A 22033-nucleotide genomic window follows, 5' to 3' on the forward strand; every position below is an offset into this window, starting at 1 on the left:
CGTCAGGGCGGTTTATCGCCCTAAGGCCACGAGGTCGATGAATTCAGGCCGCTACAGTTTTAATTCACCAACAAAATAATCAATTGTGCGGCAATGATCCGCAGAATCATTACCAGCGGATAGACGGTGGCATAAGCCATCGAAACCGCCGCCGACGGACTGAGATTATTGGCGAATGCCAACGCCGGCGGATCGGTCATGCTGCCGGCCAGCAAACCGCAAAGGCTCAGGAAGTTTTGCTTATAGACTATCCGCGCTACTGCGGCAATGATCAACAAGGGCAATAAGGTGATCAATGCCGCGCAGGCCATCCAGTAAAATCCGTCGCCTTTTACCAAGGTTTCGACGAATTGGTCTCCCGAGTGCAGGCCAACGCAAGCTAGGAACAATACGATGCCGATGTCCTTCAAAATGATATTCGAGCTTTTCGGCAGATGCCAGGTCATGGCGCCCCAGTTGCCTATCCGGCTCAGCATGATGGCCACCAGTAGCGGCCCGCCCGCCATGCCCAGTTTCACCGCCGACGGAATGCCGGGTAAATAGAGGGGTATGCTGCCGAGCAACACGCCCAGCGAAATACCGATAAAAATCGGCATGATCTGCGGATGATCAAGCTCTTCCAGCGAGTTGCCCAGGGCTTTTTCGATACTGTTCAATGGTTCCAGGTTGCCGACTACATTTAATTCGTCGCCGAAATGCACGTGTACGTTGCTGGTTGGCGAGAATTCGACATCGGGGCGATGAATTCGGGAAATAGTGACGCCATACAATACGCATAGATTGCCGACGGTTTGGTTGATCGCGGATTTGTTGGTGACCACCAGCCGTCTGCTTTGTAAATTGGTGGCGATTTGTTTCAAATCGATATCCGATTCCGGGCCAATCAGGATTTTCAACTGTTCCAGCGGTTCCCGTTCGCCGACCAGCCGAATCGTGTCACCTATTGCCAGCCGGCTATCCTGACCGGCAACATCGACTTCGCCGTTATGCAGAATCCGGGTCATGACCACGTTCATGCCTTCGAAGAACGGAATTTGCCGTAGCGTCAGGCCGTTCAAGTTGGGGTTTTCTACGCGCAAATCTTTCCAGATAGGCACATGCGCTTCTTGCTGCTGTTTGTCGGCAAAGTCTTTCGCTTCGGCGGCAATATCCACTTTAAATAGCCGTTTGTTCACCAGCATCGCCAGAATGATGCCGGCGATACCGAACGGATAGGCGACGGCATAACCCAAGCCCGGCATTTTCAATGTTTCGCTGCTGAGGCCGGGAATACCCCCTAATACCTGTTGCGCAGCGGCCAGCGACGGGGTGTTGGTAGTGGCGCCGGAAAACAGACCGACCGCGACCGGCATCGGGATATTACCGATGACGCCGATTAATACAGTGATCAGGGCACCCAACACGACGATTGCCGCTGCCATGCCGTTAAGGCGTAAGCCGTAACGGAAAAACGAGCTGACGAAACTGGGGCCTACTTGCAAGCCAATTGCGTAAACGAACAGTACCAGGCCGAATTCGCGTAAAAAATGCATGACTTCCGGGTTGATGCTGATCTGGAAGTGGCCAAAAATCAGTCCGGAAAACAACACGCCGGCGATGCCGAGCTGAATGCCGGCTAGCGAAAGTCTGCCTAATACCAAACCGCTGGCGACCACCAAACTGATAATTAGCAAGGTATGTGGGACGGAGTCTTGATTGAAAAGCGATAACAGCCAGGACATGGCCTATTCCTTGGGTTGCAGATGATTAAGGAGATTTGGGTTTGCGTAGTCTATACGGCCTGACTATGATGGAAAGGCCTGATAGCGCATTCTGTCGTCAGGATTGTACAACAAGCCAACCGAGGGTGATCGCGATGAATAATAAATACCATAAAATCAAGTATATCGTCATGCTGGGGCTGTTTGCGGCCGGCGTCAACGCGGCCGATATAGAAGCCGGTAAAGCCAAAGCCGCCGCTTGTCAGGGTTGCCACGGTGCCGCGGGTGTCAGTAATAGTCCGCTATGGCCAAGTTTGGCCGGGCAGAGCGCGGTATATATCGAGAGCCAATTGAACAAATTCCGCAACGGGCAACGTGAAAATGAAGTGATGAAACCGTTGGCGTCGGGCTTGAGCGAAACCGACGTTCAAAATATTTCCGCATATTACGCCAGTTTGCACGGAAAATCGGCCGGTGGCGGCGATGCCAACTTAGTGAAAGCGGGTAAAGACAAAGCGGCGATGTGCTTGGGTTGCCACGGCAATAACGCGCAAGGTATGGGTATGGTGCCGAAACTGGCCGGACAACAGCCGCAATATTTGGCTAAGCAACTGACCGATTTCAAAAAAGGTGCGCGCAAGGCGCCGCAAATGAATGCCTTGGCGCAATCGCTCGGCGAAGATGACATTAAGGCGCTGGCGGCTTACTTGGGGTCTTTGTAAATTATTACAATTGGCGGTCGCGTCGCTGATAGTATCCCGGCGATGCGGCTTGCTTCGCTTGGCTTTTCGGCTAGTCTAATACCGGCCAAGAGTCTTCCCGTTGGTATCAACTTCCGCCGCAAATCGCTTAATGTGCAGTTTGACTTAAATTTTCATCGTTCCAGAATTCGACAAATACCAGCGTGATGACACTGATAGCTCCGTTACGGATAAAACTCTGCGTTCTGTTGACGGTCTGCATAGCGGACGCAGTTTCGGCCGATACGCTGTCGAGCGATGTGTCGTGGTCGGTGATCGGGCGCAATATCGGCATTACGCAACCTGCATTTACCGGCGTGGGCAGCGGCAGTTTTACCGGCAATTCGGCTACGGTGGATTCGGGTTCCAGCGTAAATCTGGCAGGCAGTTACAGTATTCAGGAAGGCAATACCAGCTATTGCCCTGGCTGCGTGATCCAACTTTATGGCGCCTGGATTGCGCCGGCCCAGGCCGGGTCGGCGGGGTTTTATTCCGGAGGGATAGGCCCCGGTTTTGGCAGTCAGAGCGGATCGTTCCAGATTCAACTCAATGCCCCCAAAGTTCCCGGCAGTTATTTCATCGGTCTTGGTTCCACCTTGAACTATTTTTACCAACCTAACGTAGGAGGTGAGTTTGGCAAGGATCAGAATGCAAACCCCGGATTCGCGCCATTTCAAGTGACGGTTGTCCCCATCGCTCTCAGCCCGAATCCGCTGACGGTTAACGACAGCTTCAGCACGGCTCCCGGCTTTTATTACGCCACCGGCGGCAATTTCAGCAATGACGGGGTGTTGATTAATGACAACGCCAATCTAAGCCATAGCAGTGGTGTTTTTTCGAACAACGGTAGTGTTAGCAATCAGGGGGTAATCGACAATGCAGGGCAGATTAACAACCAGGGCGCTTTCACTAATTACGGGATACTGAACAATAGTGGGAGCATCAGCAATACCGGTCAGATCAATTTGGCGGATACCAGCCGGATAACGGGTTCGGGAACTTTCTACAATAGCAGTCAGGGCCAGGTGAATATTTTCGGTGCCGGCGTACATCAAATTGACGGTGATGTCACGAACGACGGCGTTTTCAGAGCCGTCGACACCTCGGTGGCATTTACCGGCAATTTCACTAATAACGGTCGCTACGAGAGCGATCCCTCTGTTAACCAGTTTAATAATCTGTCGATAACATCCGATGGTTATTTGGTGGGCGGTGCCGGCGATACTTTCATTGTGACCGGCGATTTCAATAACGCCAGCACCCAAAACACCTTGTGGAACACCGCGAATGCCGACTTGATATTCAGTGGGCCCAATGCCACTCAGCACATGATGGGCTTGCAGGGAAGTGACCAAGGGCAGACTACGACGGCTGCCGTCAACAATTTTGCCTGGGGTTCCGTGACCCTGGCGTCCGGCAACGGCTTGAGCTTGGTCGATGCTAACGATACGCCTGGGGCTGCGTTGTATGCCAGTAAGCTCATTTTGCCGGACGGTGTCAGCCAATTAAGTAACATTAATAGCAATTACAACATCTATATCGACCCGACCTTGCCCGAAAATCAGTATCTGCTGGGTACGCTGAGAGGCTTTGGCAGCGGCACGGGGCAATTGGCGCCATGGAGCGCACAGCCTTTTGATAACAGGACTACCGAGGATAAGGAGTTAACCTTTAATCAGCAGAGTTTTGCCCCGGCCTTGAATGAAGCCTGCGCCGCACCTAGCGGTATTCTGCTTGCCCGCTGCCTGCAACTTGAGGCACTCAGTCCCGAACAACAAAAAACTGCTGTGGCGGCGTTGACACCCGACCAAGTGCCGGGGCAAATGGCCGGCCCTGTAAAATTGAGCGCAACGCGGTTGGATGGCCCGCTTGCCCGTTTGGCCAGTTTACGCGGCAGCGGCGGCAGTGCGCCGTTGTCGGTTAATTTTAACGGTATGCAATTGTCCACCAACAAATTGGGATCTCGAGGCATAGGCGGTGCCGCAGGCGATGATGAGGCACTATTCCGCGATTCTCCACTAGGCTTGTTTATTCAAACCCGGTTCAATTTTGCCAATATGCAAGGCACCCCGTGGGATCGGGGGTTCGATTCGCAGGCCCGCACCGTTACCGCCGGTGCCGATTATCGTTTAAGTGATAAATTGGTCGCCGGCATGGCCTTTAACTATACGCATTCGGCGACGCAATATGCCGATACCGCGGGCTCCATGAATAGCGACACCTATCTGGGCGCGATTTACGGCAGCTATTATCTGCCCCACGATATTTATCTGGATTGGGTAGGTAATTACGGCGGCAATCAATACGCATTTAATCGCCAATACGCCTATTCCGGTTTCGCCGGCCAATCCAGCTCGGCTACTACCGGCAATCAATACGGTTTTGCCTTGAGCGGCGGTAAGGATTTGAATTGGCGGGAATGGGTGATCGGACCTTATCTGCGCATGGAATATCTCGGCATGAACATCGCCGAATACCGGGAACATAGCGGTAATGGTTTCGATATCATAACCGGCGAGCAAATCAATCATTCTTTCCTTAGCAATCTCGGCACCCAAGTCAGCTACGCGCTCAGCACGCCATGGGGAGTGATCACGCCGGCCGTGCGCATGGAATGGGAGCATCAATACCTCAACGACAATCGTCTGATTCAAATGCGTTTAGCCGAGGCGGCGCCGGGACAGGGCAATTTCGTGATTCAGACCGGCGATCCGGATAGGGATTACTTCAACCTCGGCGGTTCGGTCAGCGCGACTCTGGCCAACGGCGGTTCCGGCTTCGTGCGTTACGAAACCCGCCTGGGTCAAGCCAATATTGCCGATCACATCCTGGAAGCGGGATTGCGCATGACGTTCTGATTATTTTTCCGAAACCTTGGCCGGGCGGTAATCCCTTTGGGGCAAGGCGTATGTTTGCTGCTAGCCGCTGCCTTTGATCTTGGACTGTAAGTGCTCGGCCAGACGTTTCATCGCCGAGGAAGAATCGTCTGCGGCAAGATGCACGTTAATAATGCTGGGCATGTCCCAATTATTCAATGAACTCAACAGCGCCGTTTCGAATGCCTGCTCCGAATCGGCTTCATAGCCCATCAATGGCCCAAACACTTCTCCCAGCCGGTCGAAACGCCATAGATTGATGTCGTTGAAAGGGCCTTCCAGAATACAACGCTCGGTACTGTAACCGCGATTGTTAAACACCACCACGATCGGATTCAGCCCCAGCCGGGCGTGGGTGGACAGTTCGGTGCCAGTCATTTGAAACGCGCCGTCCCCGACTAGAATAAGGGTGCGGCGGTCGGGACGGGCAATTTGCGCGCCGAGTGCGGCCGGAACCGCAAAACCCATGGTGGTATAAAAACCGGAGGCCAGAAATTCGCTTTGCTCATGTACGCGTAAGTCGATAGCCGCAAACAGGCAGTCGCCGACATCGCATACCACAATCATGTCGTGGCTCAGTGCTTGATTCAGACGCTCGACCAAGCGGGTGGTGGTAATCGGCCGGTTCGCTTCGGGAAATACAAACGGCGCGGCGTTTGTTGGCGCAGCAGGATATTTGGTGTCCGCAGTGCGGATTTTGCCGGCCAACGAGTTGAGGAAGTCATCCAGCGCCACGCCCGGATAACGGTGTGCGCTGATCACCACTTCGTTCAGCGCGGCGCGTATCGTCAAATGCGGGTCCAGCTTTGCCGTATAGATGCCGGTGTCTATTTCATTCAAGGTCACGCCCAGCATCAGCAATAAATCGGATTGTTCGACTGTATTGCGCACAGCTTCGGCACTCATCGCGCCTTCGTAAATACCCAAATAGGCGGGATGCCGCTCGGCCATCACCGACTTGCCGGTTAATGTCGCTACAACCGGCAAGCCGGCGCGTTCGACAAAGTCGGCCAAGGTGGTTTGTAAACCGCGCCGATGTAACTCCACGCCAGCCACTATCATCGGCGAAACCGCTTTGGCCAACAGCTCTAGCGCCTCCGCGACGGCTTCGGATAACGCGACCGGATCGCTGACAAATTTTTCCACGGTCTCGGTCGGCATCGGATAGCCTTCGGCCAGCACCAGGTCGCGGGGGATTTCAATGTAGACCGGTTTACAAAAACGCCGTGCGGCTTCGATGGCATGGTCAATTTGCCGGAAGGCAATTACCGGATCGTTGAGTACCACGGATGCGCAGGTTATGCGCTCAAAAATTTCGCGTTGGAAGGTAAACGGACCGAAGCGATGATGCAGCAAGGGATCGGTTTTTTGCTCGCTCACGCCCGGTGCGCCGCTGATAAGCACTACCGGGGAGGATTCTGCATAGGCGCCGGCGATGGCATTCACTGTGTTCAAGGCGCCAACACCGTAAGTTACCGCCAAGGCGCCTATACCCCGGCAGCGCGCGTAACCGTCGGCGGCGAAGGCCGCTGAATCTTCCCGGGTGGTGCCGATGTGCCGCACTTGGCTTTTCACCATCAGATCGTAAAAGCCAAGAACGTAATCCCCAGGTACGCCGAAAATATGTTCAACGCCGGCACCATGGAGGCGCTTCAGAAGGTATTGCCCTAATGTGTCGAATTTCGCAGTGCTCATGATATTTAGTGAACCGCCGTAGAGAATTGAGTTAACACAAACAACAGTGCGACCGCCCTGTGAAATACCTGAGTATCCTTTCCTGAGGCTTGGCGCTATTCATATTGATAAGCACCCGCTGAAAAGTCAACCCGGATACTTGGAAGTGGGCGCCTTTTCTCTGGTGACCACAGGCTGGCTCGTGCCGAATGCTCCAGCTACTTAGGTAGCCGAATCATTTCAATGTTGTTGCCGGCCGGGTCTTGGATGTAAACCGAGGCAGTACCGTCTCTATGAGTTTTTAACGGGCCGTAGCGCTCGGCGTGATTCGAGGTAATGGCGAAATGCGGTGGATGTTGGTTGGGTAACACCAAGGCCAGCGCGACATTGCTAAATTGGATCAATGCCCAAGTTTCGTCGGCATATACGACTTTTACGTCGTACTGGTTTTTGTACCACTCCAGCGTGTCTGGAATATTATCCACCTGAATAGCAATATGATGAATTGTGTCCATGCTCCCAACTCCAAATGCTTCGATTGCGTACGACCAGTCTGTGGTGATTGCTGCTGTCAGTCTACCCGGATTTTGCGGAACGATTTACACATATCCCGCTACAACCCATGAATTTGTAGGGTACTAGCTGATCGATAATGTCCATAAATAAAATATGCGACAAATTGTCACACTTTTTCTGGACATTATAATTTTTATTCACTAGAATGCGCCCACCTTGACTTAGGTCAATACGACGGGTCAGGATCGTATCTTCGGGGGAGGAAAGCGACCGCTAATGCGGTAAATCAATAATAATAAACGCTAGTTATTAACCTGCTATCTCTGATAGTAGGCGTCCAATCAATAATAATTAAACAAACTGGACGGAGCCCACTTTAGGTGGGCTTTTTTATGCGCGCTGCCAGGGAACTTTGCCGGGTTTGGCCGGCACAAACATCCTATTTCGCAGTTTTGGTTTCGAAGTTTGGCGAGATTATTAGCGCCCGCCAAAATTACAATCCCAAGGCGCGAAATTCCGTACAAGGGCGCGCACGCTGCCAGACGCGCTCAAATTCCTCGCACAATTGCCGGTTCCGTGCCGGAGAGTTTGGACTCCAATGGCCTTCGTAACGGTCGCCAAGCAGACGAAACAAATAGCCATCGACATCATTGGCGACAAAAGCTGAAAGATATTGAAGATCCTCGGCTTGTTCCGGGGTACGGATCAGAAAATATGACGGTAGTCTTTGCGCCAAATCTATCAGCGGATGTTGTTGATTGCGCACGTTTGCCGGGTCTTGAAGCAGAATTTGCACCCCGCCGTTACGATCGCGGAGTGCAAACTGTTTCAGTGCTTCGACCAACTCGTTTTGTCCATACAGGGCGTATTCCAGATCGCGGCTGTAGATGTAGAGCTGACGACGCGCTTGGCTAATTAGAAGCAGCGTGGCGCTAAGTGCGGATTCCAGAGTATCTATTCGCGCAGCGTCCACCGAGGTTTCCCGGGGTCTCGGCGCGGCGCGAGGTATCTGCGCTAGCGGTTCGAGTTGTAGCCGCATCGTCCGATGTGGAATGCCGGCTTCGTCAAAAGTGTCGCCTTCCTGGATAAATCCAAATTTTTCGTAAAAACCCAAAGCGCCGATCTGGGCGTTTGCGAAGGCGGTTGTCAGTCCCAGGCCACGGGCTTTTTCCAGCAAGGCGAGTAGTAATGATCTGCCTATCCCTTGGTTCCTCCATTGTTGCAGAACCGCCATGCGGCCGATTTTTCCTTCCGGCGACAAGCGGCCCGTGCCGACAGCTAAATAATTCGCATCGCGCACGATAAAGTGATGGCAGTACTGATCAAGCTCGTCGAATTCAATATCGGGCGGTATTTGTTGTTCGATTACGAATACCGCCTCGCGTACGTGGCGGATATCCTCAAAATCAACCTGAAAGTTGGCCGGTTCTAGGTAAAAACTGGGTATGCTCATGGCTCAATTTTTGAAAGAACGATTGAGTTTCGATTGTCCCATAAAATCGCCGCTACCCTAAAAGCTGAAGAAAACGGTCCACTTGTTCGGCTTCCGTGGCAAAACTGGTCACCAAACGCGCCAACAACTCATTTTCAGCCAGCAGCTGGGGTTTGGCGCGCGGCGGATTCCAAGGATAAAAAACCGCGCCTTGTTTCCGAAGCCGGTCAGCAAGGGTTTTATCCAAAATACAAAATACTTCATTGGCTTCGGCGGGCCAGGCCAATCTGGCCTGCTTGGAGTTGCCGATGCCATTCTGCAAGCGTTCGGCCATCGCGTTGGCGTGACGAGCCAACTCCAGCCACAGGCCGTCTTGTAAGTAAGCGTCGAATTGGCAAGCGATAAATCGGCTCTTGGAGAGCAGCTGCGCAGCGCGTTTGCGGATAAACGGCAAGTCTTTGGCTAAAGCCGGGTTCATAAATACCAAGGCTTCCGCACACCAGCAACCGTTTTTAGTGGCACCGAAGGAGACAATATCCACACCCAGTTTCCAGGTCATTTCGGCGGGGCTTAGTTGCAAGGCGGCAAGAGCATTGGCGAAACGCGCGCCATCCATGTGCAGGGGCAAGCCGTAAGTCCGGGCTATTTGCGCAATCGTTGCGATTTCATCGGGCCGATAAAGTGTGCCGATTTCCGTGGCCTGCGTAATTGAAATGCCCATCGGCTGCCCGGCATGCACAAAATTCGGCGGAAAACGTTCGATTTCGGCTCTGAGATTGTCGGGATCGATTTTACCATTGTCGCCATCAACCGGCGCCAGACGCGCACCATGAGTAAAAAATTCCGGCGCGCCGCATTCGTCTTCCAGCATGTGCGCTTCGCGGTGACAAAAAGACACGCCGCCCGGCCGGTTAACGGCGGCCAAGGCCAGAGAATTCGCCGCGGTGCCGGTGCTGACGAAATAAACCGCTACCTCGCGTTCGAACAAGGCATTAAATTGCTGCTCGATTGTAAGGTCGATCTCGCTGCTGCCGTAAGGTGTGGCAAATCCGGCGGAGGCTTCCAGCAGGCGCTGCGAAATGGCCGGGTGCGCGCCTGCCCAATTATCGGATGCAAAATTCATGGCGGATGGTCTGAGTGTAATGGTTGAACATGAGCGAGCGATAGGCGGTTTCAGCCTAGTTTAACAGCCGCCATCGGCAGGCGCAGACAATGGCGGCTTTTGACTTATTGATGGGGTGGAGGTGGTGGAGAACCGGGTGGAGGAGGTGGAATGCGTGCGGTTGGGGTGCCGGTCGGGGCGGATTGGTAGGTAAATTGTCCGGACACCGGTACGCGATGGCCCTTGCTGTACATGCATTGCACGTAGGCATGGTCGTAACCTTGTTGCGTAGCGTAACCGGAGCGCCCGGATTCGCCGCTGCCGGCAACCAAGCCGGTACCCGCACCGATGGCCGCTCCGCCTCCACCGCCTAGCGCAGCACCGGCTGCGGCACCGACCGCCGTGCCGGCCACCGCGCTACCGAGCTGGCTATCCGCGCCGGCTTGATTCGGCGTGGTGCCTAATTGACTGGCTGCGTATTGTTGACAAAGAACATCGTCCTGCCGAAATTGTTCGAATGACAGGCCGGTTCCCGGCAATGCCATGACACTGGGGCCGGAAGGCAGATTTGCGCAGCCGGTAAAAACCAGTACTGTGCAGATACCGGCAAATAAGGTGTTCTTTAACATGGCGGCGTCCTGTTAATTCTGTGGAGTCGGTTCGACTTGTTGCCAGCCGCCCGGACATTGATTGACGTAAGGATAATAGCCGGCCGGGTCGTTACAGTAATACCAATATCCCTCCGGTAATGGATTGCTCTGCGGCACGTCGCGCTCGCGCTCGATGTAGATCGGCGGTTGCGCCGGTACCGTCACGATTTCCGGCGGGTAATATCCGTAGCGTGGGTAGTAAGGGTAATACGGGTATGCCGGATAGTAAGGCCGTGGAAACAGCGGCGCTCCCAGGTATAAACCGAAGCGCGGATAAAAATGGCCGCCAAAGTGACCGCCGCCGTGATGGTGCGGGCCGGCAGCCGCGTTAAAAGTCCACGCCGACAATAAAACCACCAACGGGAATGCTATCCAGTGTTTGAGTTTAAACATAATGTGCCTCTAGTTTGTATGTCGAGTAGGAAACGGAATTTCGATCGCGACCCGCAAACCGCCTTCCGGCCGGTTACCGGCGACGATACAGCCTCCGTGTGCCTCAATGGCCCTATGCGCGATGGTAAGTCCCAGTCCGGTACTGTGAGGCTTTTGTTGTTGGCCGCTACGGAAAAACGGCTGAAAAATTGCCGCCAAATCCTGATCGGGTACCCCCGGTCCATCATCGTCCACCTTTATACTTAAGTGGCGATTATCGGCATCAAAAGTGGCTGCCACTGATACGGTGCCACCGGTTTTACAGTGTTGTACCGCGTTACGTAGCACGTTTTCGATAGCGCGATGCAATAACTCGCTTTGGCCTTCCACGAAGGCGTCGAGTTGGCAGTGGTAGAAAAGTTCAATACGGTTTTGCTCCGCCTCGAAGCGCACATCCTCGACAATGTCGGCCAGCAGTTCGCCAATATCTATGGTTTCGATTTTGCCCGGCGAAACGCCTGCCTCCAGTTTGGAGAGCATCAACAGCTCGCCGACCAAGTCGCTGATGCGTTGTGATTCGCGTTCGATACGTTCCAGCGTCGCCGGCAATTTGTCCGGTTGTTGTTGGGCCAGACCGATAGCGGCCTGAATGCGGGCCAATGGCGAGCGTAATTCGTGGGATACATCGTGCAGCAAGTGCTGTTGGGCATTGACCAGCGAGCATATTTGCCGGGCCATATGATCGAAATCCCGGCCGAGATCGCTTAATTCGTCGCCGCGTCTGCCCATTGCATTACCAATTCGCGTATCCAACCGGCCTTGGGCGATCGCGCTAAAAGCGTCGCGCAAACTGCGGATCGGCTTCGAGAAATACCACGCCAACAACGCGCTGAACAACAAACTGGCTAAGCAGCCCGATACTATAGGCAAAATCGGCGATGGTGGTGGCACATGGCGTTGCGGTGGGCCGTGGTTTTCTCGGTCGGGCGGAGGAGGCCGGTTGTCGGGAGGTGGATGGTCGGCGAAACCGAATGGCGGTGAGTCGATTCTGGGGATTGGCGGCGTAAATATTTCGGTAAAGCCATGTTCGGGCAAAGGGACGAACAATAAATAGCGATGACCGTCGTCGGCCGATATCATCTTAATGGCGTCGGGATAGGCGCCTTGCAAAAATAGCGCGCGTGCCTGTTGCAGAATCTCCGGCGGCAAGGCTCGGTTTAGTAACTCTCGATCCATATCGTCGACTGCATAAATCGGTGGGAAGCGGGTGTTATGCAGGGTTTCGATGAAGTCGCGCAGGCCGTCGATGCCGCCATGCGGCAAAGTGCTGGCCGCCAATTTAACCAGCGACGCGCGTCTAATATCGATGACATCGGCTTGATTGTTGGTCTGGATTTGTTGCGCTGTGTGTCTGAGCCAGACGGCGGAACCCACGCCGATGCCCGCAGTTAACAGGGCCAGCCAGAAGGCAAAGAAAAACTTCCAAAACAGTCGGCCCATCTTATTCCTTGATAAATTGGTAACCTTGACCCCGCACCGTCTGGATGTAAGAGCGGCCGTCCTGTTGGTTGCCGAGTTTTTGGCGGATGCTGCTCATATGTACGTCAATACTTCTATCGAATCGTGCCAGCGGCCGGCCCAGCGCTTTTTCCGACAATTCGTTTTTACTGACGATGCGGCCGACCTGATGGGCCAAAGTTTCCAGTAGATTGAATTCGGTACTGGTTAGTTCCAGGTTTTGCTCAAACCAGACCGCTTTGCGTTTTTCCGGCCATATTTTCAACGGGCCGGCCGTAATCGGGCCTGTTAAATGCGTATCGGCAGGCAGTGTCCGCCGCAGAATTGCCCGTATCCTCGCTACCAATTCTCTGGGTGTACAGGGTTTGGGGACGTAATCGTCGGCGCCCGATTCCAGGCCTATAATCCGATCCACATCATCGCCCTTGGCGGTAAACATCAGCACCGGAATACGGCTTTCCAGGCGGATCCGGGCCAATATCTCGGTACCCTTAATATCCGGCAACATAATGTCCAGAATGACCAGCCGATAATCGCCGGACAGGGCATTTTGTAAACCGGCGGAGCCGGTATGGGCGACATCGACCGCAAAACCTTCCTGTTGCAGATACTCCTGAAATAGTCCGGCTAGCTCTATGTCGTCGTCGATAATTAAAACTTTGTTCATATTCGTCGCTCGTTATCCTGTCCGGTACTCATCATAGTCGCGGCGGACGACGCTAACCAGTCGGATTTACCTGAATTTACAAAGCAATAACAGCACTTAACCTCCGATTTGAAATACTGAGCACGACGAAATTCAGAAATTTTTGTCGTTACTTTAAATTGCCTGTTTGAGGAACTGTTATGAAAAAATTAGTGTTGATACTTAGTTTGTTACCCTTCGCAGTCGCGGCCAGACCCGGGCATGACGAACACTGCGGTGGTGGAAAGCCGCCGATGCATGCGTTTGGCGAAGGCCATGGCGAAATGCAGTTGCCGCCCTATCTAAAAAAGCTGGAACTTAGCGATAAGCAGGAAGCGGATATCAAGGGTCTTTTGAAAGCCGAATTCGGTGACAGCCGTTCTCGTTTCGATGAAGATCACGCGCTTAGAGCGGAACTGCATGCCTTAAGTTTTTCCGCCGACTACAATGAAGCCAAAGCTAAGGCGCTACTCGAGAAATCGGTAGCGATTCACCAGCAACTGGCGTTGGAAAAGTCCAAGATCGATAATGCGATTTTCTTGTTGCTGACGGCGCCGCAACAAGCACAATTGAAAGCTGAAATCGGCAAATTCGAACACTGAATGAATCTGTTGTCCTTGCATAGCCCGGTGCAATGGCTGTTGGCGTCCGGATCGCCCGGCTAAAGCGAAATTAGCAATAAATACAGTGCGTTTGAAATCGAACAGAGGCGGCGCGATGCACCAACTTAGAAAATTGTTAATGACCAAACAGCCATAATTTCGTAAAATCGCCTCTGTTTTTATCTATCAGGAACGGGATGAGTCGCAAGACTTATCCCGTTTTCTACATCTAAGGTGGCCAATCTTGAACAAACCTGCATTACTGGTACTAGAAGACGGGACGGTGTTTCACGGCATTTCGATCGGTGCCGACGGCTGTTCCGTGGGAGAAGTGGTTTTTAACACGGCATTGACCGGCTATCAGGAAATCCTCAGCGACCCGTCATACGCGCGGCAAATCGTCACATTAACCTATCCGCATATCGGTAATGTCGGTACCAACAGCGAAGATGACGAGTCGGAAAAAGTGTTTGCCAGTGGCTTGGTAATACGCGACTTGCCCTTGTTGGCCAGCAGTTGGCGTATCGAGAAAACCTTGCCGGAATATCTGCGCGAACACCAAGTGGTGGCGATAGCAGATATCGATACCCGCAAACTGACGCGTTTGCTGCGCGACAAAGGCGCGCAACGCGGCTGCATCATGGCCGGCGAGACAGTGGATTTGGATGCCGCGACACAGGCCATCGAAAGTTTCCCCGGTTTACAAGGCATGGATCTGGCAAAGGAAGTGACGACGGCCGCCAGCTACGAATGGACCGAAAACGTTTGGAAACTGGGCGAAGGTCATGCGCCAGCGCCAAATCTGACTAAACATGTAGTGGCTTACGATTTTGGCATCAAGCGCAATATCTTGCGTTTGCTGGCTAATCGCGGTTGCCGGGTGACGGTGGTGCCGGCCACTACGCCAGCCGAAACGGTGTTGGCAATGAATCCCGATGGCGTGTTTCTCTCCAATGGCCCCGGCGATCCGGAGCCTTGTACTTATGCCATCGAGGCGATCAAAACCATCCTGGAACGAAAAATTCCGGTGTTCGGCATTTGTCTGGGGCACCAGTTATTGGCTTTGGCCAGCGGCGCGAAAACCGAAAAAATGAAATTCGGCCATCACGGTGCCAATCATCCGGTACAGGAACTGGCGACCGGTCGGGTGATGATCAGCAGCCAAAATCATGGTTTTGCGGCTAGTCCGGAATCCTTGCCGGCCAATTTAAAGGCAACCTATGTGTCGCTGTTCGACGGTAGTTTGCAGGGTATTGCCCGCACTGACGTGCCGGCCTTCAGCTTTCAGGGACACCCCGAAGCCAGCCCCGGTCCGCACGATGTCGAGTCCTTGTTCGACGATTTCATCGATTTGATGAACCAGCCTCGTTCCGCTTAAGTTTTATACAGAGTGATATGCCAAAAAGAACCGACATAAAATCGATTTTATTACTGGGCGCCGGACCTATCGTCATCGGTCAGGCCTGCGAGTTTGATTATTCCGGTACCCAAGCTTGCAAAGCCTTGCGGGAAGAGGGTTACCGGGTGATTCTGGTCAACTCCAATCCGGCGACGATCATGACCGACCCGGACATGGCCGATGCGATTTACATCGAGCCTATCGACTGGCAAACCGTCGAAAAAATCATCGAAAAAGAACGTCCAGACGCGGTGCTACCAACCATGGGCGGTCAGACCGCGCTGAACTGCGCGCTGGCGCTGGACAAGCACGGCGTACTGGCAAAATACGACGTGGAAATGATAGGCGCGACCAAGGAAGCTATCAATATGGCCGAGGATCGCGCGCTGTTCAATGAAGCAATGGCGCGCATCGGCCTGGAAGTGTCCAGAGCCAAAATCGCTCATAACATGGAAGAAGCGTTTGCAGCACAAGAAGAAGTCGGTTATCCCACGGTAGTCCGCCCGTCGTTCACGATGGGTGGCAGTGGCGGCGGTATTGCCTACAACCGCGAAGAGTTCATCGAAATTTGCGAGCGTGGCCTTTATCTGTCGCCGACCAGCGAATTGTTGATCGAAGAATCGATTTTGGGCTGGAAAGAGTTCGAAATGGAAGTGGTGCGCGACTCGAAAGATAACTGCATCATTATTTGCTCGATCGAAAACTTCGACCCAATGGGCGTACATACCGGTGACTCGATTACCGTGGCCCCGGCGCAAACCCTGACCGATAAGGAATATCAAATCCTGCGGAACGCCTCCTTGGCGGTATTGCGGGAAATTGGCGTCGATACCGGCGGTTCCAATGTGCAGTTTGCCATCAATCCCGACACCGGCAGGTTGATCGTTATCGAGATGAACCCCAGGGTATCGCGCTCGTCGGCATTGGCTTCCAAAGCCACCGGCTTTCCGATTGCCAAGGTAGCGGCCAAATTGGCGGTGGGCTATACGCTGGATGAGTTACGCAACGAAATCACCGGCGGTGCCACACCAGCTTCGTTCGAGCCGTCCATCGATTATGTGGTCACCAAGGTGCCGCGTTTTGCCTTCGAAAAATTCCCGCAAGCCAACGATAGGCTGACCACGCAAATGAAGTCGGTCGGCGAGGTGATGGCGATTGGCCGCACCTTCCAGGAATCTTTGCAAAAAGCCTTGCGCGGCCTGGAAGTGGGCGTCGACGGTCTGGATGAAATTGCCGATCTGAGCGATGCTAACAGCGAGGATATTATACTTAGGGAGTTGCGTTATCCCGGTCCTGAACGTTTATGGTATCTGGCCGATGCGTTTCGCAGCGGCTTGAGTTTTGCCGACATTCATCAGGCCTGTAAGATCGATCCATGGTTCCTGGCGCAGGTCGAGGATTTGATTAATACCGAAAAAACCTTGGCCACCAAAACTTTAGCAACGCTGGAGCCGGGAGAATTATTGCGCCTGAAGCGCAAAGGTTTCTCCGATAGACGCCTGGCGAAACTGCTGGAAACTAAGGAGTCGGAAGTGCGCAGCGTGCGCCACAAAAAAGGCGTGCGCCCCGTTTACAAGCGTATCGATTCTTGCGCGGCTGAGTTTGCGTCCGATACCGCTTATCTGTATTCGACTTACGAACAGGAATGCGAAGCCAATCCGTCCAATAAAGAAAAAATCATCATTCTCGGCGGCGGTCCGAATCGGATTGGGCAGGGTATTGAATTTGATTATTGCTGTGTGCATGCCGCCTTGGCTCTGCGCGAAGATGGCTACGAAACCATCATGGTCAACTGTAACCCGGAAACCGTTTCCACCGATTTCGACACTTCCGATCGTTTGTATTTCGAGCCGTTGACCCTGGAAGACGTGCTGGAAATCATCGAACTGGAAAAGCCTAAGGGTGTGATCGTGCAATACGGAGGGCAAACGCCGTTGAAACTGGCGCGGGCCTTGGAAGCGGCTGGTGCGCCTATCATCGGTACTTCGCCGGATTCGATAGACTTGGCTGAAGACCGCGAGCGCTTCCAAAAATTGTTGGAGCGTCTGAATCTGTTGCAACCACCTAACGCCACCGCGCGTTCGGTCGAGCAAGCCGTTAATTCCGCCCGTGAATTGGGTTATCCGCTGGTTGTACGTCCATCCTATGTTTTGGGCGGCCGGGCGATGGAAATCGTGTTCAACGAGGAGGGTCTGCGCCGCTACATGAAAGAAGCGGTCAGCGTGTCCAACGATTCGCCGGTGTTGCTGGACCGCTTTCTGGACGATGCAGTCGAGATGGATGTCGATGCGATTTACGACGGTGAGACCGTGCTGATCGGCGGCTTAATGGAACATATCGAGCAAGCCGGCGTTCATTCAGGCGATTCGGCGTGTTCCTTGCCGCCCTACGATTTGCCCGCGCACATGCAGGATCAACTGCGGGCGCAAGTTGCGAAAATGGCCGAAGCCCTCGGTGTGCGCGGTTTGATGAACACCCAGTTTGCGATCCAAGGCGAAACCATTTATGTGCTGGAAGTGAATCCGCGTGCCTCGCGTACCGCGCCGTTTGTATCCAAAGCCACCGGTTATCCGTTGGCAAAAATCGCCGCGCGGGTGATGGTCGGTAAATCCTTGAAAGAGCAGGGCATTACCGAGGAACGCATCCCCGAGTATTTCTCGGTGAAAGAAGCGGTGTTCCCATTCATTAAATTCCCCGGCGTCGATCCGTTGTTGGGACCGGAAATGAAATCGACCGGTGAGGTGATGGGGGTGGGTAAGACTTTTGGCGAAGCGTTCGCCAAATCGCAACGTGCCTCGGGTGTGGATTTAAGTCATAGCGGCAAAGTGTTGATCAGTATTCGCGATGCCGATAAACCTAAGTTGCCGGAATTGGCCAAAATGCTGATTGACAAAAATTACGAGATCGTTGCGACGCGTGGCACGGCCCGAGTATTAAAAGAAGCTGGTATTCCGTGCAAGGAAATCTTCAAGGTCAACGAAGGTCGGCCTAATACCGTCGATATGATTAAAAATGGTGAGGTGCAGTTAATCGTCAATACCACCGAGGGTGTTAAAGCCGTGGCTGATTCGTTTACGATGCGCCGCGAAGCCTTGCAGCGCAAGGTTACCTACTACACGACGATGGCGGGTGCGCGCGCGGCCTGCTATGCCTTGGGCGAACTCGATGCGGGCGATGTTAATTGTCTGCAGGACTTGCATAAAACATTTTAACGGATGAAGTTGAATTCAAGAGGGGAGCAGTAAATGCAAAAATTTCCATTGACAGTGGTCGGGGCCAATAAATTGCGCGCCGAACTGGAGGAACTGAAAACCGTGGTCAGACCACGCATCATTCAGGCTATCTCCGAAGCGCGCGCACACGGCGATTTAAAGGAAAATGCCGAATACCATGCGGCGCGGGAACAGCAAAGTTTTGCCGAGGGCCGGATCGCTGAGATTGAAGGCAAGTTGTCCAATGCCAATATCATTGATGTCACAAAAACCGAAGCTAACGGCAAGGTCGTGTTCGGAGCGACGGTGGAAATCGAAGATCTCGATTCTGGCAAGACGGTGACGTATCAAATCGTTGGCGAGGATGAAGCCAATATCAAGGAAGGGCGGATTTCGGTGGGATCGCCGATCGCCAGGGCATTAATCGGCAAGGAAACCGAAGATGTCGTAACTGTAAAAGCGCCGGGCGGCGATATCGAGTACGAGATAATCTCGGTTAAATATATCTAATCTGCTATAAATGGGGAGGAAACGCCTCCCCATTGGTTTTATTTTTTTGGATTCAAACGATAAATAACCGCGACTTGACCGATGGATTGTACTAATTCGGCCTTGGTTTGCGCACAGATTTGTTCTCTAATGGTCGTGCGCTCGTCTCTTTCCGCGCGAATTTTGACTTTGATTAGCTCGTGAGCGTCCAACGCCACGTTAATTTCCTTGATAACGGCTTCAGTCAAGCCGGCTTGGCCGATAATCACCACCGGATTCAGCGGGTGAGCTTGAGCTTTCAGCTTTTTCTTTTGAATAGGATTCACTCTGTTTCCTTAAACTTTAAAAACCCCGCAATTTTACACGAATAGAAAATATGGCACGCAGCAAAAGTAGCCAACAGTGGATGCAGGAACATTTCCAGGACGAATATGTCAAGAAGGCTCAGGCCTTGGGCTACCGATCCCGGGCAGTATTCAAACTGATAGAGATTCAAGAAAAAGACAAAATCATAAAACCTGGTATTAATATAGTTGACCTAGGCGCCGCACCGGGCGGTTGGTCGGAATATGTCAGCAAAATCGTCGGCAAAAAAAATAAAGTGATTGCGCTGGATTTGCTGGCTATCGATCCTATTGACGGCGTGGACTTTATTCAAGGTGACTTCAGGGAAGACGAAGTGCTTGAGCAACTCTATAAAGTGCTTGATGGCGAACCTGTTCACTTGTTATTGTCGGACATGGCCCCCAATATGAGTGGTAGCCGGGAAATGGATCAGCCGCGGGCGATTTACTTGGGAGAGTTGGCATTGGATGCCGCGCAACACATTCTGGCTCAGGGCGGTACGTTTTTAATCAAGATGTTCCAGGGGGCCGGTTTCGATGAATACTATAATCAAATCCGTCAGCAATTCAGCAGTGTCGTGATTAGAAAGCCCAAAGCTTCACGGCCCAGAAGTAACGAAGTGTATATTTTGGCGAAAGGTTTTAAATAAATGTGCGAAAGTCGCTGTTCATAGGGCTATGATGGGCGGTGAGATGCGAGTAGTGCTGATACAATTACTCGGTTTTTAAATATTGGGGCCAATCCAGGCCGGAGCGCGTAACTTGAGCGATATGATTAAAAATTTAATTTTGTGGGTGGTCATCGCCGTGGTGTTGATGGCTGTATTCAACAGTTTCGGATCGCGGGCGATTCGTAGCGATGCGACTTTTTCGTATTCGCAATTGATCGACGCTGTGAAAGCTGGACAAGTTCAGCAGGTTGCGATCTCCGATAATACTGTGAAAGGCAAAATGGTATCCGGCGATAAGTTTAAGACCTATATGCCTAACGATCCGCATTTGATCGACGATCTGTTGGCGAACGGTGTTGAAATATCCGTTCAGCCGCCGGAAGAGCCTTCGATGCTGATGCAAATATTCGTGTCATTCGGCCCGATTTTGTTGCTGATCGCGGTTTGGGTATTCTTTATGCGGCAGATGCAAGGCGGCGGCGTTGGTGGCCGTGGCGGCGCGATGGGCTTTGGTAAAAGCAAGGCGCGGATGCTGGATCAAGACCAAAACAAGGTGACTTTCGCCGATGTGGCCGGGTGCGACGAGGCCAAGGAAGAAGTCGAGGAAATGGTCGACTTTCTTAAAGACCCGGCGAAATACCAAAAACTCGGCGGCAAAGTGCCGCGCGGTGCCTTGATGGTCGGTCCTCCAGGTACCGGTAAAACCTTGTTGGCTAGAGCGATCGCCGGCGAAGCGAAAGTGCCGTTTTTCACCATTTCCGGTTCGGACTTCGTGGAAATGTTCGTCGGTGTCGGTGCCTCAAGGGTGCGTGACATGTTCGAACAAGCTAAAAAACATGCTCCTTGCATCATCTTTATCGATGAGATCGACGCAGTGGGTCGTTCGCGTGGCGCCGGCTTAGGCGGTGGTAATGACGAACGCGAACAAACCCTGAACCAGTTGTTGGTTGAGATGGACGGCTTCGAAGGTCACGAGGGCATTATTGTTATCGCGGCAACCAACCGTTCCGATGTGCTGGATAAGGCGTTGTTGCGTCCAGGTCGTTTCGATCGTCAAGTGGTAGTGGGACTGCCTGATGTCAGAGGTCGTGAGCAGATTCTTAACGTGCATCTGAAAAAAGTGCCCGCGGCGGACGATGTCAAAATCAAGTATATCGCGCAAGGTACGCCAGGATTCTCCGGTGCGGATTTAGCTAATTTGGTTAACGAGGCTGCCTTGTTCGCCGCGCGTTTTAACAAGCGTTTGGTCAGCATGGTGGACTTGGAAAAAGCCAAGGACAAACTGATCATGGGTGCGGAAAGACGCTCCATGGTGATGGACGAGAAAGAAAAGAAAATGACCGCCTATCACGAAGCTGGTCATGCCATCGTTGGTCGCTTGGTGCCTGAGCACGATCCTGTCTACAAAGTCAGCATCATGCCGCGTGGCCGTGCGTTGGGTGTAACAATGTTTTTGCCTGAACGCGATCAATACAGCGCTAGCAAACGTAAACTGGACAGCATGATTTCCAGCCTATACGGCGGCCGGATTGCCGAGGAATTGATTTTCGGCTGGGAACAAGTTTCCACCGGTGCTTCCAACGACATCGAACGTGCTACCGAGTTGGCCAGAAACATGGTCACCAAATGGGGTTTGTCGCAACGTCTTGGACCATTGGCCTACAGCGAAGAAGAGGGCGAGATTTTCTTGGGTCGTTCCGTTACACAGCATAAATCGGTTGCTGAAGAGACTTCGCATACCATAGATGAAGAAATCCGGTCTATCATTGATAGAAATTATGAGAGAGCGGAAACGATACTGAAAGAAAACGAAGACATTCTGCATGCAATGGCAGATGCCTTGATGAAATACGAAACCATCGATAAATATCAAATCGATGATTTGATGGAAAGAAAGCCGGTGAGAGAGCCAAAAGGTTGGGACGACACCCCGTCTTCCAGCGGCGGTATCAAAAGCGATCATTGGGATCAAAAAGATACCGACCCATCGATCGGAGGCGCGGCCGAGCAAGGCTGATGCTATAACGGCAAAAGCGAGAGAGGCTCCGGCC

The 22033-nt window shown here is 52.8% G+C and carries 18 protein-coding genes; 8 read left to right on the plus strand and 10 right to left on the minus strand.

The features are described 5' to 3' along the window. Positions 1-59: 59 nt before the first annotated feature. The gene (locus ACH50O_RS01295; protein WP_446810262.1) at positions 60-1721 is read right to left on the minus strand and encodes a putative transporter; all 1662 of its coding nucleotides are present in this window, start codon (positions 1719-1721) and stop codon (positions 60-62) included. Positions 1722-1855: 134 nt separating this feature from the next. Between ACH50O_RS01295 and ACH50O_RS01300 the strand changes: the two genes are divergently transcribed. After that, entirely contained in the window at positions 1856-2422 is a 567-nt protein-coding gene (locus ACH50O_RS01300) for a c-type cytochrome (protein ID WP_446810263.1), read from the plus strand. Between the two features lie 185 nt (positions 2423-2607). Then, complete coding sequence (locus tag ACH50O_RS01305; protein ID WP_446812098.1) at positions 2608-5298, plus strand: autotransporter domain-containing protein; 2691 nt, start codon at positions 2608-2610, stop codon at positions 5296-5298. 60 nt (positions 5299-5358) lie between these two features. On the opposite strand, the gene ACH50O_RS01310 is transcribed toward ACH50O_RS01305, so the two are convergent. The 8 genes from ACH50O_RS01310 to ACH50O_RS01345 form a co-directional block, all read right to left on the minus strand. Continuing rightward, a complete protein-coding gene (locus tag ACH50O_RS01310) occupies positions 5359-7011 on the minus strand; it encodes an alpha-keto acid decarboxylase family protein (protein ID WP_446810264.1) in 1653 nt (550 codons plus the stop codon). Positions 7012-7208: 197 nt separating this feature from the next. Next, positions 7209-7505: a VOC family protein gene (locus ACH50O_RS01315; RefSeq protein WP_446810265.1), complete on the minus strand. Its 297-nt coding sequence runs from the start codon at positions 7503-7505 to the stop codon at positions 7209-7211. A 494-nt stretch (positions 7506-7999) separates the two neighbouring features. After that, positions 8000-8959, minus strand: a complete 960-nt coding sequence (locus ACH50O_RS01320) for a GNAT family N-acetyltransferase (protein WP_446810266.1) — start codon at positions 8957-8959, stop codon at positions 8000-8002. A gap of 52 nt (positions 8960-9011) precedes the next feature. Beyond that, a complete protein-coding gene (locus ACH50O_RS01325) occupies positions 9012-10061 on the minus strand; it encodes a threonine aldolase family protein (RefSeq protein WP_446810267.1) in 1050 nt (349 codons plus the stop codon). A 104-nt stretch (positions 10062-10165) separates the two neighbouring features. Beyond that, positions 10166-10669, minus strand: a complete 504-nt coding sequence (locus ACH50O_RS01330) for a hypothetical protein (RefSeq protein ID WP_446810268.1) — start codon at positions 10667-10669, stop codon at positions 10166-10168. 12 nt (positions 10670-10681) lie between these two features. Continuing rightward, on the minus strand, positions 10682-11083 hold the full coding sequence (locus ACH50O_RS01335) for a hypothetical protein (RefSeq protein WP_446810269.1): 402 nt from the start codon (positions 11081-11083) through the stop codon (positions 10682-10684). A gap of 9 nt (positions 11084-11092) precedes the next feature. Then, the gene (locus tag ACH50O_RS01340; RefSeq protein WP_446810270.1) at positions 11093-12562 is read right to left on the minus strand and encodes a sensor histidine kinase; all 1470 of its coding nucleotides are present in this window, start codon (positions 12560-12562) and stop codon (positions 11093-11095) included. A gap of 1 nt (position 12563) precedes the next feature. Beyond that, positions 12564-13247 (minus strand): response regulator, encoded by a 684-nt coding sequence (locus tag ACH50O_RS01345; RefSeq protein ID WP_446810271.1) that lies wholly within the window; start codon positions 13245-13247, stop codon positions 12564-12566. Positions 13248-13426: 179 nt separating this feature from the next. On the opposite strand from ACH50O_RS01345, the gene ACH50O_RS01350 reads away from it, so the two are divergent. The 4 genes from ACH50O_RS01350 to greA all read left to right on the plus strand — a co-directional run bounded on the left by ACH50O_RS01350 (position 13427) and on the right by greA (position 18988). Further along, positions 13427-13867, plus strand: a complete 441-nt coding sequence (locus ACH50O_RS01350; protein ID WP_446810272.1) for a Spy/CpxP family protein refolding chaperone — start codon at positions 13427-13429, stop codon at positions 13865-13867. Between the two features lie 244 nt (positions 13868-14111). Further along, entirely contained in the window at positions 14112-15245 is a 1134-nt protein-coding gene (gene carA, locus ACH50O_RS01355) for a glutamine-hydrolyzing carbamoyl-phosphate synthase small subunit (protein WP_446810273.1), read from the plus strand. Between the two features lie 17 nt (positions 15246-15262). After that, positions 15263-18478 carry a carbamoyl-phosphate synthase large subunit gene (gene carB, locus ACH50O_RS01360; protein WP_446810274.1) on the plus strand — a complete coding sequence of 1072 codons (3216 nt, stop codon included), beginning with the start codon at positions 15263-15265 and terminating at the stop codon, positions 18476-18478. Between the two features lie 33 nt (positions 18479-18511). After that, the gene (greA, locus tag ACH50O_RS01365) at positions 18512-18988 is read left to right on the plus strand and encodes a transcription elongation factor GreA (protein ID WP_446810275.1); all 477 of its coding nucleotides are present in this window, start codon (positions 18512-18514) and stop codon (positions 18986-18988) included. Positions 18989-19026: 38 nt separating this feature from the next. Here greA and yhbY read toward each other — a convergent pair whose 3' ends face one another. Continuing rightward, complete coding sequence (gene yhbY / locus ACH50O_RS01370) at positions 19027-19293, minus strand: ribosome assembly RNA-binding protein YhbY (protein WP_446810276.1); 267 nt, start codon at positions 19291-19293, stop codon at positions 19027-19029. A gap of 50 nt (positions 19294-19343) precedes the next feature. Between yhbY and rlmE the strand changes: the two genes are divergently transcribed. Further along, complete coding sequence (gene rlmE / locus ACH50O_RS01375; protein ID WP_446810277.1) at positions 19344-19961, plus strand: 23S rRNA (uridine(2552)-2'-O)-methyltransferase RlmE; 618 nt, start codon at positions 19344-19346, stop codon at positions 19959-19961. A 121-nt stretch (positions 19962-20082) separates the two neighbouring features. Next, on the plus strand, positions 20083-21999 hold the full coding sequence (gene ftsH / locus ACH50O_RS01380) for an ATP-dependent zinc metalloprotease FtsH (RefSeq protein ID WP_446812099.1): 1917 nt from the start codon (positions 20083-20085) through the stop codon (positions 21997-21999). Positions 22000-22033 lie beyond the last annotated feature (34 nt).

The sequence above is a fragment of the Methylomonas sp. 2BW1-5-20 genome, assembly GCF_052474515.1.